Here is a 13980-nt window from a genome sequence, read left to right as displayed (position 1 = left end):
ACATGGATATCAAGAATGCGTTGAGCCGGATCGTCGGCCATCTGGACCTGTCCACCGAGGAAATGCGCGATGTAATGCGCCAGATCATGACCGGCCAGTGCAGCGAGGCGCAGATCGGCGCCTTCCTGATGGGCATGCGCATGAAGAGCGAGAGCATCGACGAAATCGTCGGCGCGGTCTCGGTCATGCGCGAGTTGGCAGACAAGGTCGAGCTGGAAAGCCTTGATGGCGTGGTCGACATCGTCGGTACCGGCGGTGATGGCGCCAATATTTTCAACGTATCCACCGCGTCGGCCTTTGTCGTTGCCGCTGCCGGCTGCACCGTGGCCAAGCACGGCAACCGTGCGGTGTCGGGCAAGAGTGGCAGCGCCGATCTGCTGGAGGCCGCCGGCATCTACCTGAACCTCACTCCGGTTCAGGTTGCCCGCTGCATCGACAGCGTGGGCATCGGCTTCATGTTTGCCCAGACCCACCACAGTGCAATGAAGCATGCCGCCGGCCCGCGTCGCGATCTGGGCCTGCGCACGATCTTCAATATGCTCGGCCCGCTTACGAATCCGGCTGGAGTCAACCACCAGGTGGTCGGCGTGTTCACCCAGGCGCTGTGCCGTCCGCTGGCCGAAGTGCTGCAGCGTCTCGGCAGCAAGCATGTGCTGGTGGTGCACTCGAAGGACGGACTGGACGAGTTCAGCCTGGCTGCGCCGACCTTTGTGGCCGAACTGAAGAATGGCGAGATCACCGAATATTGGGTCGAGCCTGAAGATCTGGGCATGAAGAGCCAGAGCCTGCATGGCCTGGCGGTCAGCGGTCCGGAAGAGTCGCTGGCGCTGATTCGCGATGCCATTGGCCGGCGCAAGACCGAAAATGGTCAGAAGGCTGCGGAAATGATCGTCCTCAACGCCGGCGCTGCGCTCTACGCCGCCGACCACGCCATGAGCCTCAAGCAGGGGGTTGAGCTAGCCCATGATGCGCTGCACACCGGCCTTGCCCGGGAGAAGATGGAAGAGCTGGGCGCGTTTACCGCGGTATTCAAGCAGGAGAATGAAGGATGAGTGTCCCGACGGTTCTGGAAAAAATCCTTGCCCGCAAGGTCGAGGAAGTCGCCGAGCGCAGCGCCCGGGTCAGTCTTGCCGAACTGGAGCGTCTGGCCGCCGCTGCCGATGCCCCGCGGGGTTTCGCCAATGCCCTGATCGAACAGGCCAGGCGCAAGCAGGCGGCGGTGATCGCCGAGATCAAGAAGGCATCGCCGAGCAAAGGCGTGATCCGCGAGAACTTCGTGCCTGCCGATATCGCCGTCAGCTACGAGAAAGGTGGGGCGACCTGCCTGTCGGTGCTCACCGATGTCGATTACTTCCAGGGCGCCGACGTCTATCTGCAGCAGGCCCGCGCCGCCGTGCAACTGCCGGTGATCCGCAAGGACTTCATGATCGATCCGTACCAGATCGTCGAAGCCCGTGCCCTGGGCGCCGACTGCGTGCTGCTGATCGTCTCCGCGCTGGATGACGTGCTGATGGCCGAGCTGGCCGCCACCGCCAAGAGCGCCGGCCTCGACGTACTGGTGGAAGTGCACGATGGCGACGAGCTGGACCGCGCGCTGAAGACCCTCGATACCCCGCTGGTCGGCGTCAACAACCGCAACCTGCACACCTTCGAAGTCAGCCTGGAAACCACGCTCGACCTGCTGCCACGCATTCCTCGTGATCGCCTGGCCATTACCGAGAGCGGCATTCTCAACCGGGCCGATGTCGAGTTGATGGAAATCAACGAGGTCTACTCGTTCCTGGTGGGCGAAGCGTTCATGCGGGCGGAGGATCCGGGTCTGGAACTGCAGCGGCTGTTCTTCCCCAATTGACTCTTCGAAAGCCGGCGTTTGCCGGCTTTTTCATTTCAGGATGAGTGTGATGAGCGAACAAGTGCTGGATGTCACCGTCGAAGCGGGGCTGCACGCCGAGCAGGATCTGCTGGCGGCGGTGTGCAAGGGTGAGCGCGATCATGGCGTGCTGTTCTGGCGCCCCACTGATCGGGCCTTGGTGATGCCGCGGCGCATGAGCCGGCTGGAGGGTTTCGAAGCCGCCTGTGGTGAGCTGGCGATTTCCGGCTGGCCGGTGCTGCTGCGCGAGACCGGTGGCGAGCCAGTACCGCAGTCGCCGGCGGTGATCAATATCGCGCTGGTCTATGTGGCACCGCGCAGCGAAGGTGACAACGGCCGGATCGAGAATGCCTACCTGCGTCTGTGCGATCCGCTGTGTGAGGTGCTCAGGGAGTGGGGCGGGGTGGCGTCGGTTGGCGAAATCGAGGGTGCGTTCTGTGACGGACGCTACAACGTCAATCTCAATGGCCGCAAGCTGGTGGGCACGGCGCAGCGCTGGCGCCAGGGGCTGGGCGGCAAGCGTCCGGTGGTGCTGGTGCACGGCGCCTTGCTGCTGGATAACGAGCGGGACTCGATGGTGGCGGCGGTCAACCGTTTCAACGAGTGCTGCGAGCTGGAGCAGCGCTGCCTGGCAGACAGCCATATCGCGCTGCACGAAGTGGTGCCCGAAGCGCCGCTGCTGGAGCAGCTGGCCCAGGCATACGCCCGGACCCTTGAGGCGATCCCTCGCGATTAACGGGTGCCGAAGACCACCATGGTCTTGCCCTTCACATGCACCAGGTTTCGTTCTTCAAGATCCTTGAGAACGCGACCGACCATCTCCCGCGAGCAACCGACGATGCGGCCGATTTCCTGACGGGTGATCTTGATCTGCATGCCGTCGGGATGGGTCATGGCGTCCGGCTGCTTGCACAGTTCCAGAAGGCAACGAGCAACCCGGCCAGTCACATCGAAGAACGCCAGGTCGCCGACCTTGCGCGTGGTGTTGCGCAGGCGCTGAGCCATCTGGCTGCCAAGGGCGTAGAGAATGTCCTGATCCTGCCGGGCCAGTTCGCGGAATTTCTCGTAGCTGATTTCCGCGACTTCGCATTCTGTCTTGGCCCGCACCCAGGCGCTGCGATGGTTTTCCTTGCCCACCGGTTCGAACAGCCCAAGCTCGCCAAAGAAATCGCCGCTGTTGAGGTAGGCGATGATCATTTCCCGGCCTTCGTCGTCTTCGATCAGGATGGTGACCGAGCCCTTGATGATGAACGAGAGGGTTTCAGCGGTGTCGCCAGCACTGAGGATGTTGGTCTTGGCTGGAAAGCGTCGACGCTGGCAATGCGCGAGCAACTTGTCGACGTTCTTGATCTTGGCTGGAAGTGCTGCGGCAACCATGGTTGAGCCCCGAAATACGCGATCCGTGAGTATTCTTATAGGAAGAATGACAGCATAACGCCATCAAATTGGCGCCAGTTTACCAGACACTTCCCTGTATCGGCATTTTTGATTGAACGCTTAATCCTTTTCGCTAGGCCCCGTAGGGACTAAGCTGGCAGCCATTTTTCTTGCGAGGGGAGACCGGGTAATGAAAGCGCGTATCCAGTGGGCCGGTGAGGCCATGTTCCTGGGTGAATCAGGTAGCGGTCACGTCGTGGTGATGGACGGTCCGCCCGATGCCGGCGGCCGCAACCTGGGCGTTCGCCCGATGGAAATGCTGCTGCTGGGCCTGGGTGGCTGCAGCAACTTCGATGTGGTCAGCATCCTGAAGAAATCCCGCCAGGCGGTGGAAAGCTGCGAAGCCTTCCTGGAAGCCGAGCGCGCCGATGAAGATCCGAAGGTCTTCACCAAGATTCATCTGCGTTTCGTGGTCAAGGGCCGTGGCCTGAAAGAGGCTCAGGTCAAGCGTGCGGTGGAGCTGTCTGCCGAGAAGTACTGCTCGGCCTCGATCATGCTGGGCCGTGCGGGCGTGGACATCACCCACAGCTACGAGATCGTCGAGCTCGGCTGAGCCTTGGCATTTTCCGCGGAGCCTTGCTCTGCGGAAACGCTCAGCGACGCAGGCCCGGCAACCACGCCATCAAGCCCGCCGGAATGGCGGCGCGGACTTTCGTACTCAAGCGCTCGCGATGCTTTTGATAAAGCAGGCCGAGGCCGATCACACCCAGACCGATCAGGCTCAGTACCACCGGGAACAGCAGCGATTCGGCAAACACCTCATACGACAGATAACCCAGGTACGCCGCGACACCCAGCGCGCCGAAGACCATGAACATCGGTCGGCGCAGCAGTACGGCGGTGAACATCAGGCCGAGGTTGATCAGGCAGTAGATCGCTTTGCCCAGCTCGCTGTCGCTGTTCATCGAGGTCAATCCGCCCCAGAACGCCAGCAGTCCGGCCAGATAGCCCCAGAAGGCATAGTCCTGGCGCGTGCGGCCATCGATCAGCAGGAACACCAGCAGCGTGCCCAGGCCGAACCATAGGGAGACCTGCTGGCGCTGCTCCCAACTGAACTGCTCGCCGTGGAACCATTCGCTGAGGTCCATGGACATGAACCACAGCGCCAGGGCGATCGGCATGACGATGAACGGGAAGGGGATCAGTCGCAGCATCAGCAAGCCGGCCACTACCGTTGCCAGCTCCATCAGCAGCCAGCCGCCTTGCACGTAGGTGTAGTAGTGATGGTAATTGGACTGGCTATCGTCCAGCGGCCAGAAGCCGGCGAGGCGTTCGAGGGCGAATACCGCCAGTGGCACGATACTCACGGCCACCGCTGCCAGCACGCCACCGGGAATGATCTGCCCGCGACGGTGCATGGCCAGGCCACCGAGGGTCAGCAGCAGGATGTAAAGCAGGGCGATGGTCAGTAGTGCGCCGTCGCCGATACGCATCCAGGCTTCGCTGAGCAGCCAGCCCATCGCGCCCATGATCAACAGTGCGCCGAGGTAGAAGGCGACGTGGGCCAGCTGGAAGCTGGCCTGTCGGGGAGGCTGGCGTTCGAGGAAGGCCAGCAGCGCCTGTTTCTGCGCAGCGTCGAGAACGCCGGCATCGACCGCGCGGGCCAGGTCACTGGCATCGAAGCGCCCGGTCATGGACGGTCAGATGCGGTAGGTGCTTTTGGTCATGACCTTGGCCATCAGGCTCATGCCGAACTTGACCGGGGCCGGGAAGCGGAAACCGCCGGCATCGAGGGCGGCGTCGGCGTGATGTTCCTCGTCGATGCGCATCTGCTCGAGAATCGCCCGGGACTTTTCGTCTTCCGGCGGGATCTGCTCGAGGTGTTCGTCCAGATGCTTGCACACCTGATGCTCGGTCGCGGCGACGAAGCCCAGGCTGACCTTGTCGCTGATCAACCCGGCAAAAGCGCCGATGCCGAAGGACATGCCGTAGAACAGCGGGTTGAGCACGCTCGGGTGGCTGCCCAACTGACGGATGCGCTGTTCGCACCAGGCCAGGTGGTCGATTTCCTCGTCGGCGGCTTGTTCCATCGCCTTGCGTACCTGCGGCAGCTTGGCGGTCAGGGCCTGGCCCTGGTACAGCGCCTGGGCACAGACTTCACCGGTGTGGTTGATGCGCATGAGGCCAGCAATGTGGCGGGTCTGCTTTTCGTCGAGCTCCGATTCTGGCTGGACGATCGCGGGAGAAGGACGGGTCGGTTGGCCGCTGAAGGGCAGCAAGGTGCGCATGGCGGTATCGGCCTGCAGCAACAAGCGGTCGAGCGGCGAGTATTGACGTTCGGTAGCCATCGGGCACCTCCGCAAGAATGTGCCCGACAGTTTAACCCAATCGATGTGACAGGGCTTGCGCTGGATCAGCCCGGTGGCCAGTGCATCTGACGCTGGCCGAGCACGTGCATGTGAATGTGGTAGACCGTCTGGCCGCCCAGTTCGTTGCAATTCATCACGACGCGGAAGCCGTCCTCGCAGCCCAGCTCCCTGGCCAGGCGCTGCGCGGTGAACAGGATGTGTCCGGCCAGGCCCTTGTCTTCCTCGGTGAGGTCGTTGAGGGTGCGGATCGGCTTTTTCGGGATTACCAGGAAATGCACCGGCGCCTGCGGGGCGATATCGTGGAACGCCAGGACCTGGTCGTCCTCGTAGATGATCTTGGCCGGGATTTCCCGGTTGATGATCTTGGTGAAAATAGTCTCCACAACGCTTGCTCCATGGTGGTGGTCGGCCCTGAGTGTACTCAGCCCGTGCGCCGCCGCCCAGTAGCGATTCGATTCAGCGAGGGCAGTAGGCGCGGTTGATCGCGCCGGCCAGCTTGCGGCTCATCCAGCGGGTCAGCAGGCGCGGGCTGAAGGCCAGCCAGCGGTTGCGCCGACCGGGGATGATGATGGCCTTGTTGCGGTCCAGGGCGCGGACGGTGTACAGCGCCACTTCTTCCGGGCTCAGGCTGCGCTTGCCGGAATCGAGCCGCGGGATGCGCCGGTTGGCGGAGCGCACCGGACCAGGGCAGAGCACCGAGACCTTGATGCCGGTCTGCTTCAGCTCTTCACGCAGACCTTCGGAGAAATGCAGGACATATGCCTTGCTGGCGGCATAGCTGCTCATCCAGGGGCCCGGTGCGAACGCGGCCAGGGAGGCAACGTTGAGGATCTGCCCGCCTCCCTGCACGGCCATGGCGTTGCCCAGGGCGTGGCACAGGCGGGTAAGGGCGAGGATATTCACTTCGATCAGGTCTTGCTCGTCACCCCACTCCTGGGCGAGGAAGTGGCCGTAGGAACGGATCCCGGCGCAGTTGACCAACAGGTCGATGCGCCGGTCGCTTTCTTCCAGTTCCAGCAGGAAACCCGAGAGTCGCAGCGGTTCGCCCAGGTCGCAGGCGCGGAACAACACCTCGACGCCAAAGCGTTGGGTCAGCTCGATCGCTACCGGCTCCAGCAGATCGCGCTGGCGTGCCACCAGGATCAGGTTGCGTCCACGGCGCGCCAATGCTTCGGCCAGTGCCAGGCCCAGACCGCTGGAGGCACCGGTGATCATGGCGTAACGGGACATGCAGTTCTCCAATGGCTGGGCGTTCGAAAGGGCGGTGTAGTCTACACAAAGGCCGCTTTGTCAGCGCGGCCAGTGCGCGCCCAGGCGAGAGGCGGAAGACAGCGCCTGGCGGTACTCCCGATCGAGGCGGGCGATCAGTTCATCGGTAGACAGTGGCTCGTCGATGCCGCCCACGCCTTGGCCGGCGGACCAGACGGTTTTCCAGGCCTTGGCTTCTTCGTGGATGGGCTTGAGCTGGATCTCGCCGCCCTTGGCCAGGTTGGCGAGGTCATAGCCAGCCTTTTCCAGGCTCTGGCGCATGAAGCTGGCGGGAACACCTGACACGACCGGAGTGTGGACGATGTCTGCGGCCTTGGCTTGCAGGAGCATGTCCTTGTATTCCGGTTGGGCGGCGCTTTCCCGACTGGCGATGAAGTGGGTGCCGAGATAGGCCAGATCGGCGCCGAGCAGTTGCGTCGCGAGCACTTCGTGGCCGCTGTTGATGCAGCCTGCCAGCAACAGGGTTTTGTCGAAGAACTGGCGGATTTCGCTGACCAGGGCGAACGGGCTCCAGGTGCCGGCATGTCCGCCGGCGCCCGCGGCCACCGCGATCAGGCCATCGACACCGGCCTGGGCGGCTTTCTCGGCGTGGCGGCGGGTGGTGACGTCATGGAACACCAGGCCGCCGTAGCTGTGCACGGCGTCCACCACTTCCTTCACTGCGCCCAGGCTGGTGATGACGACCGGCACCTTGTGCTCGACGCATACGGCAAGGTCGGCCTCCAGCCGGGGATTGCTCGGGTGGACGATCAGGTTCACGGCGTAGGGCGCGGGATTGTCCAGATCGGCGAGGCCAGCCTCGATTTCTTCCAGCCAGGCTCTGAAACCCGAGGTTTCGCGCTGGTTCAGGGCGGGGAAGCTGCCCATCACGCCATTGCGGCAACAGGCCAGGACCAGTTGCGGGTTCGAGATCAGAAACATCGGTGCTGCCACGACGGGCAGGCGCAGGCGGTGTTCGAGCGAAGCAGGCAATGACATGGCAGGTTCTCGCGTTGGAGGTAGCAACTGTCAGAACGGTTTGACGACCACCAGAATTACGATGCCCAGCAGCATCAGCACCGGCACTTCATTGAACCAGCGGAAGTAGGTGTGGCTGCGGGTGTTGTCGCCGCGGGCGAAGCGTTTCACGTTGGCGCCGCACATGTGATGGTAGCCGGTCAGCAGAATGACCAGGGTCAGCTTGGCGTGCATCCAGCCCTGGCTCAGCCAGCCGGGAGTGAGGACGAGCATCCAGATGCCGAAGACAAAGGCGGCGATCATCGCCGGGCCCATGATGAAGCGGTAGAGCTTGCGTTCCATGACCACGAAACGGTCGCGGCTGATGCTGTCCTCGCTCTGGGCGTGGTAGACGAACAGCCGTGGAAGATAGAACAGTCCGGCGAACCAGCAGACGATGCTGACGATGTGCAGCGCTTTGATCCATAGATACAGCATGTTTTTTATTCCTTCAGGACTCACGGTCGTCAGATAGTAGTGGTTCGATGCCGCGGCCGTCATCTCAACGGTTGTAGGCGTAATCGCAGGCCCCTATCATCGACGGTTTTCCAGTCGGTTCGTTGATAGGGGGCAGGTTTATGGTCAAGGTCGGTATCGTCGGCGGCACGGGTTACACCGGTGTCGAGTTGCTGCGTCTGCTGGCACAGCATCCTCAGGCTGAAGTCGCGGTCATCACTTCGCGCTCCGAGGCAGGCCTGGCCGTGGCCGACATGTACCCGAACCTGCGAGGCCACTACGACGGTCTGGCGTTCACGGTGCCGGACGTAAAAACCCTCGCTGCCTGCGACGTGGTGTTCTTCGCCACCCCGCACGGTGTTGCCCACGCCCTGGCGGGTGAACTGCTGGCTGCCGGTACCAAGGTGATCGACCTGTCCGCCGACTTCCGCTTGCAGGACGCCGATGAGTGGGCCAAGTGGTACGGCCAGCCTCATGGTGCGCCAGAGCTGCTGAAAGATGCTGTCTACGGTCTGCCGGAAGTCAACCGTGAGCAGATCCGCCAGGCGCGCCTGATCGCGGTCCCGGGTTGCTACCCGACCGCTACCCAACTGGGCTTCCTGCCGTTGCTGGAAGCGGGCATCGCCGATGCTTCGCGTCTGATCGCCGACTGCAAGTCCGGCGTGAGTGGCGCCGGTCGTGGTGCCAGTGTCGGTTCGCTGTTCTGCGAGGCCGGCGAAAGCATGAAGGCCTACGCGGTGAAAGGGCACCGTCACCTGCCGGAAATTCGCCAGGGCCTGCGCCGGGCGGCCGGTGGTGAGGTCGGCCTGACCTTCGTTCCGCACCTGACCCCGATGATTCGTGGCATCCACTCCACCCTGTACGCGACCGTTGCCGATACCTCCGTGGACCTGCAGGCACTGTTCGAGAAGCGCTATGCCGATGAGCCGTTCGTCGATGTGATGCCGGCCGGCAGCCATCCGGAAACCCGCAGTGTGCGGGGTGCCAACGTTTGCCGTATCGCTGTGCATCGTCCGCAGGGCGGTGATCTGGTCGTGGTCCTGTCGGTAATCGACAACCTGGTGAAGGGCGCTTCGGGCCAGGCGGTGCAGAACCTGAACATCCTCTTCGGCCTGGACGAGCGTCTGGGCCTGTCCCACGCCGGGCTGTTGCCGTAACGGCCACCGCGTCGGGCATCGGGCGGGGCTTATGCCTTCCGCTCGGTGCCTGATGCCGCTTCTATAGTTGACCAATTTTCTAGGGGAAGCGGATAATGCGCGCCATCACGCAATGGCGGCATAACGCCGGGAGATATTCAGCATGAGCGTCGAATCCTTCACCCCTACGGCCCTGCAGTTCACGCACAACGCCGCGCACAAGGTGAAGACCCTGGTAGACGAAGAGGGCAACGATCGCCTGAAGTTGCGAGTGTTCGTGACGGGCGGGGGCTGCTCCGGCTTCCAGTACGGCTTCACTTTCGATGAAGATGTCGCTGAAGACGACACCATTGTCGAGCGCGAGGGCGTGTCCCTGGTGGTCGACCCTATGAGCTTCCAGTACCTGGCAGGAGCCGAAGTGGATTACCAGGAAGGTCTGGAAGGTTCGCGTTTCGTTATCAAGAACCCGAACGCCACCACCACCTGTGGTTGCGGCTCCTCGTTCTCGATCTGATCTGCCGAAACAATGCAAAACGCCGCGCGTATGCGCGGCGTTTTGCTTTCAGGGCCTGTTACGCCGGGTAGATGGCGCCCAGCACGCGCAGGCCACGAGCGCCTGTGACGCTTGGGCGGTTGCCGGCAATGCCCTCAAGGCAGCAATGTGCAAGCCAGGCGAAGGCCATGGCCTCCACCCAGTCCGGATCCACACCAGCGTCTGCCGTACTGATAACCCGGGCGCCGGGCAGCAGGCTGGCCAGCCGCGCCATGAGCGTGCCGTTGTGCGCGCCGCCGCCGCAGACCAGCAGCACCTCGGTGTCCTGCCGGGCCTTCTTCAGTGAGTCCACGATGCTAAGGGCTGTCAGTTCCAGCAACGTCGCCTGGACATCTTCATCGGCATACTGCGGCTGGGTGCTCAGGTGATGTTTCAGCCAGGGCAGGTTGAACAGCTCGCGCCCGGTGCTCTTCGGGCCCGTGCCCGCAAAGAACGGATCGCTCAGCAGGCTGCCCAGCAGGCCGGGCAGAACCTTGCCGCTGGCAGCCCAGGCGCCGTTGGCGTCGTAGTCGCGTGCCTGTTTCTCGTTGATCCAGGCGTCGAGCAAGACATTGCCAGGGCCGCTGTCGAAACCGCTGACGGGTTTATCGCGCTCGATCAGGCTGAGGTTGCTGAACCCTCCCACGTTGAGCACCGCCAGATGTTCGCCCTGATGGCTGAACAGGGCTTCGTGGAAGGCGGGGACGAGTGGCGCGCCCTGGCCTCCGGCGGCAACGTCGCGGCGGCGGAAGTCGCCAACGACAGTGATTCCCGTCAGTTCTGCCAGCAGCGCGGGGTTGCCGATCTGCACGGTGAAACCGCGGGCGGGCTCGTGGCGGACGGTCTGGCCGTGGCTGCCGATGGCGCGGATGTCTTCAGGGCGCAGCTGCTGCGAATCGAGGAGCGTGCGAATACCCTCGGCAGCGAGCCGGACCCACTCGGCTTCGGCCAGTGCGGCCCGGGCGATTTCGTCGGGACCGCTGCTGCACAGGCCCAGCATGGCCTGGCGCAGCGATTCGGGCATCGGAATGTAGTGGGTGGCGAGCAGCGCGGTGCGCTGCCCTTGTTCGATCAAGGCGATATCCAGCCCGTCGAGGCTGGTGCCAGACATCACGCCAAGATAGAGCGCCATGGCTTAACGCTTGTTCGAGGCCAGCATGGTGGCCTTTTCCTGGTCCATGCGGGCGATCAGTGGTTGGCTGAGCTGCATGAAGCGCTGACGTTCGGCCTTTGCGATCGGGTCAGCCATCGGCAGCTTCTGGCCCAGTGGGTCGACGTGCACACCGTTGACCTGGAATTCATAGTGCAGGTGCGGTCCGGTAGACAGGCCGGTGGTGCCGATGTAGCCGATCACCTGGCCCTGCTTCACGGTGCCGCCGGTCTTCACGCCCTTGGCGAAACCCTGCATGTGACCGTAGAGGGTCTGGTAGGTGCTGCCGTGCTGGATGATCACGGTGTTGCCGTAGCCGCCGCGACGACCGGCCAGCAGGACCTTGCCGTCGCCGGCAGCCTTGATGGGTGTGCCGCGGGGGGCGGCGTAGTCGACGCCCTTGTGGGCGCGGATCTTGTTCAGAATCGGGTGCTTGCGACCGGCTGAGAAGCGCGAGCTGATGCGGGCAAAGTCAACCGGCGTACGGATGAACGCCTTGCGCATGCTGTTGCCGTCGGCGGTGTAGTAGCTGGTGGTGCCCTGCTTGTTGGTGTAGCGCACGGCGCTGTAGGTCTTGCCGCGGTTGGTGAAGCGCGCGGAAAGAATGTTGCCGTTGCCGACCACCTTGCCGTCGACGACCTTCTGCTCATAGATCACGTCGAATTCGTCGCCCTGGCGGATGTCCTGGGCGAAGTCGATGTCGTAGCCGAAGATATTGGCCATATCCATGGTCATGTTGTGTGACAGCCCCGCGCGCTGTGCCGATGCGGAAAGCGAGCTTTTGATCACGCCATGGACATAGGCCGAGCGTGTGACGGGTTTGGTCACTTCACGGTTGAACGCATAGCCGTTGGCGCTTTTGGTCAGGCGGATGGTTTCCAGGTCGCTGACTTTGCTGTGCAGGCTGGCCAGTTGGCCGTCCTTGTCCAGTTCGATCTGCAGCACCTGGCCGTGCTTGAGCTGGCTGAACTGCTTGGCCTGCTTGTTGCTGGCCAGCACTTCGTGCACCGCGTTGGCCGGCAGGCCGACTTTGGCGAACAGCGTGGAGAGCGTGTCGCCACGGGCCACGGTCACTTCGCGATGACTGGGTTCGTTGCTGGCGACCTCCTTGGCAGGCTCAGCGGCGGCAGGTGCCGGATCGGCCTTGGCGGCTTCCTCGGCGGGTTCTGCGGCATTGCCTATCTGGGCGAACGGCGAGGTGCTGTTCTCCTCTGCAACCACGGGCTGTGCGGATTGCTCCTTCAGCTGCTCGGCAGGGGTTTCCAGCTCAAGGTTCAGGGTGGTCCGTTTGGCTTCGACTTCGCTGGAAGGAAATACCAGCAAGGCCAGGCTGAGCAGGGCGGCGATGCCGCTCGCGGCCAACAGGTGGGTCTTCGGATAAAGCGGAGGCGCTTTAGGCGGTTCGTTGGTCATGGGTAAAAAGACTTTGATAAAGATGAAATGGAAAAGATGAATGACATGATGAAGATGAAATAACTGTATAAAATATAACCAAATCCCCTTCAAGGCAAGCGCGCAGACGTCATCCACCCGGCGGCAGGTCACATCTGTCCCGGAAACTTGTATTTGATGGCTGATCTTGTATGGTTGGGGCCCTTTGAATCTGAGCCTGCGGGTCTGTGTATGAAGTCGGTTGAAGAGCAGCTAGCGCTGATCAAGCGTGGTGCGGAAGAGGTACTGGTCGAGTCGGAGTTGGTCGAGAAGCTCAAGCGCGGTCAACCGCTGCGCATCAAGGCGGGTTTTGACCCGACGGCGCCGGACCTGCACCTGGGGCACACTGTCCTTATTAACAAGCTGCGCCAGTTCCAGGACCTGGGACACCAGGTGATTTTCCTGATCGGCGACTTCACCGGCATGATTGGCGATCCGAGCGGCAAGAGCGCTACCCGCCCGCCGCTGACCCGCGAGCAGGTGCTGGATAACGCCGAGACGTACAAGCAGCAGGTCTTCAAGATTCTCGACCCGGCCAAGACCGAGGTTGCCTTCAACTCCACCTGGATGGATAAGCTGACGCCGGCTGACTTCATCCGCCTGGCGTCGCAGTACACGGTGGCGCGGATGCTCGAGCGCGATGACTTTGACAAGCGCTATACCAGCAACCAGCCGATCGCTATTCACGAGTTCCTCTACCCGTTGGTGCAAGGCTACGACTCCGTGGCATTGAAGGCGGACGTCGAGCTGGGCGGTACCGACCAGAAGTTCAATCTGCTGATGGGGCGCGAGCTCCAGCGTAGCTATGGTCAGGAAGCGCAGAACATCGTGACCATGCCGCTGCTGGAAGGGCTGGATGGCGTGAAGAAGATGTCCAAGTCGTTGGGCAACTATGTCGGCATCCAGGAAGCGCCGGGGGTGATGTATAGCAAGCTGGTGTCCATCCCCGACACGCTGATGTGGCGCTACTTCGAGTTGCTGAGCTTCCGTTCGATGGAAGAGATCGACGGTTTCCGTGCCGATGTGGCGGCCGGGGCCAATCCGCGCGATATCAAGATCAAGCTGGCAGAGGAGATCGTTGCGCGCTTCCATGGTGAGGAGGCGGCGGCGAACGCTCACCGTGCTGCGGGGAACCGGATGAAGGATGGCGAGTTGCCTGAGGATCTGCCGGAGATTGAAGTGGTAGTGGCTGAGGAGATGCCTATCTCCGCGATTCTTAACAAGGCGGGGCTGGTGAAGAACTCGGCGGCTGCTCGGGATCTGCTGGCGGCTGGCAGCGTGAAGGTGGATGGCGAGGTGGTTGATCGCGGTTTCGTGTTTGCGCTGGGTGCGACTCATGTGTGCCAGGCGGGTAAGAAGGCATTCGCACGCATCACCCTGAAGGCTGAGTAATC

General features: G+C 62.6%; 16 protein-coding genes. 7 read left to right on the top strand and 9 right to left on the bottom strand.

Translation table 11 applies throughout. From position 1 onward, the window contains the following. Positions 1-2: 2 nt before the first annotated feature. Genes trpD through AC05QJ_RS29360 form a run of 3 tightly spaced genes read left to right on the top strand, consistent with a single transcriptional unit; the run spans position 3 to position 2606 of the window. The gene (gene trpD, locus AC05QJ_RS29370; protein ID WP_476744667.1) at positions 3-1052 is read left to right on the top strand and encodes an anthranilate phosphoribosyltransferase; all 1050 of its coding nucleotides are present in this window, start codon (positions 3-5) and stop codon (positions 1050-1052) included. Further along, positions 1049-1852 carry an indole-3-glycerol phosphate synthase TrpC gene (gene trpC / locus AC05QJ_RS29365; protein WP_476744666.1) on the top strand — a complete coding sequence of 268 codons (804 nt, stop codon included), beginning with the start codon at positions 1049-1051 and terminating at the stop codon, positions 1850-1852. Before trpD ends, trpC begins: the two co-directional genes overlap by 4 nt. Before the next feature lie 49 nt (positions 1853-1901). Continuing rightward, positions 1902-2606: a lipoate--protein ligase family protein gene (locus tag AC05QJ_RS29360; protein ID WP_476744665.1), complete on the top strand. Its 705-nt coding sequence runs from the start codon at positions 1902-1904 to the stop codon at positions 2604-2606. On the opposite strand, the gene crp is transcribed toward AC05QJ_RS29360, so the two are convergent. Beyond that, on the bottom strand, positions 2603-3247 hold the full coding sequence (gene crp / locus AC05QJ_RS29355; RefSeq protein WP_476744664.1) for a cAMP-activated global transcriptional regulator CRP: 645 nt from the start codon (positions 3245-3247) through the stop codon (positions 2603-2605). The genes AC05QJ_RS29360 and crp overlap by 4 nt on opposite strands. Positions 3248-3437: 190 nt before the next feature. Between crp and AC05QJ_RS29350 the strand changes: the two genes are divergently transcribed. Continuing rightward, positions 3438-3860 carry an OsmC family protein gene (locus AC05QJ_RS29350; RefSeq protein WP_262131203.1) on the top strand — a complete coding sequence of 141 codons (423 nt, stop codon included), beginning with the start codon at positions 3438-3440 and terminating at the stop codon, positions 3858-3860. A gap of 40 nt (positions 3861-3900) precedes the next feature. Here the strand turns inward: AC05QJ_RS29350 and AC05QJ_RS29345 are convergent, their stop codons facing one another. From AC05QJ_RS29345 to hemJ, 6 genes are all read right to left on the bottom strand, one after another. Beyond that, positions 3901-4941, bottom strand: a complete 1041-nt coding sequence (locus AC05QJ_RS29345) for a DUF2157 domain-containing protein (RefSeq protein ID WP_476744663.1) — start codon at positions 4939-4941, stop codon at positions 3901-3903. Between the two features lie 6 nt (positions 4942-4947). After that, positions 4948-5595 carry a 2-polyprenyl-3-methyl-6-methoxy-1,4-benzoquinone monooxygenase gene (gene coq7 / locus AC05QJ_RS29340; protein ID WP_476744662.1) on the bottom strand — a complete coding sequence of 216 codons (648 nt, stop codon included), beginning with the start codon at positions 5593-5595 and terminating at the stop codon, positions 4948-4950. A gap of 65 nt (positions 5596-5660) precedes the next feature. Further along, positions 5661-5999: a histidine triad nucleotide-binding protein gene (locus AC05QJ_RS29335; protein ID WP_476744661.1), complete on the bottom strand. Its 339-nt coding sequence runs from the start codon at positions 5997-5999 to the stop codon at positions 5661-5663. 73 nt (positions 6000-6072) lie between these two features. Next, positions 6073-6846, bottom strand: a complete 774-nt coding sequence (locus AC05QJ_RS29330) for an SDR family NAD(P)-dependent oxidoreductase (RefSeq protein ID WP_476744660.1) — start codon at positions 6844-6846, stop codon at positions 6073-6075. Positions 6847-6906: 60 nt separating this feature from the next. Continuing rightward, on the bottom strand, positions 6907-7863 hold the full coding sequence (locus tag AC05QJ_RS29325) for an NAD(P)H-dependent flavin oxidoreductase (protein ID WP_476744659.1): 957 nt from the start codon (positions 7861-7863) through the stop codon (positions 6907-6909). 30 nt (positions 7864-7893) lie between these two features. Next, the gene (gene hemJ / locus AC05QJ_RS29320) at positions 7894-8319 is read right to left on the bottom strand and encodes a protoporphyrinogen oxidase HemJ (protein ID WP_476744658.1); all 426 of its coding nucleotides are present in this window, start codon (positions 8317-8319) and stop codon (positions 7894-7896) included. 140 nt (positions 8320-8459) lie between these two features. On the opposite strand from hemJ, the gene argC reads away from it, so the two are divergent. After that, positions 8460-9494: an N-acetyl-gamma-glutamyl-phosphate reductase gene (argC, locus tag AC05QJ_RS29315; RefSeq protein ID WP_476744657.1), complete on the top strand. Its 1035-nt coding sequence runs from the start codon at positions 8460-8462 to the stop codon at positions 9492-9494. A 142-nt stretch (positions 9495-9636) separates the two neighbouring features. Further along, the gene (erpA, locus tag AC05QJ_RS29310; protein ID WP_476744656.1) at positions 9637-9987 is read left to right on the top strand and encodes an iron-sulfur cluster insertion protein ErpA; all 351 of its coding nucleotides are present in this window, start codon (positions 9637-9639) and stop codon (positions 9985-9987) included. A gap of 58 nt (positions 9988-10045) precedes the next feature. On the opposite strand, the gene AC05QJ_RS29305 is transcribed toward erpA, so the two are convergent. Beyond that, the gene (locus AC05QJ_RS29305; RefSeq protein ID WP_476744655.1) at positions 10046-11137 is read right to left on the bottom strand and encodes an anhydro-N-acetylmuramic acid kinase; all 1092 of its coding nucleotides are present in this window, start codon (positions 11135-11137) and stop codon (positions 10046-10048) included. A gap of 3 nt (positions 11138-11140) precedes the next feature. After that, the gene (locus AC05QJ_RS29300) at positions 11141-12568 is read right to left on the bottom strand and encodes an OapA family protein (protein ID WP_476744654.1); all 1428 of its coding nucleotides are present in this window, start codon (positions 12566-12568) and stop codon (positions 11141-11143) included. Between the two features lie 210 nt (positions 12569-12778). Between AC05QJ_RS29300 and tyrS the strand changes: the two genes are divergently transcribed. After that, positions 12779-13978: a tyrosine--tRNA ligase gene (tyrS, locus tag AC05QJ_RS29295; RefSeq protein WP_476744653.1), complete on the top strand. Its 1200-nt coding sequence runs from the start codon at positions 12779-12781 to the stop codon at positions 13976-13978. The last annotated feature ends 2 nt before the right edge of the window (positions 13979-13980 follow it).

The sequence above is a fragment of the Pseudomonas sp. TUM25319 genome (assembly GCF_056388475.1).
The sequence above is the reverse complement of the archived record's forward strand: the minus strand, read 5'-3'. Positions and strand labels throughout refer to the sequence as shown.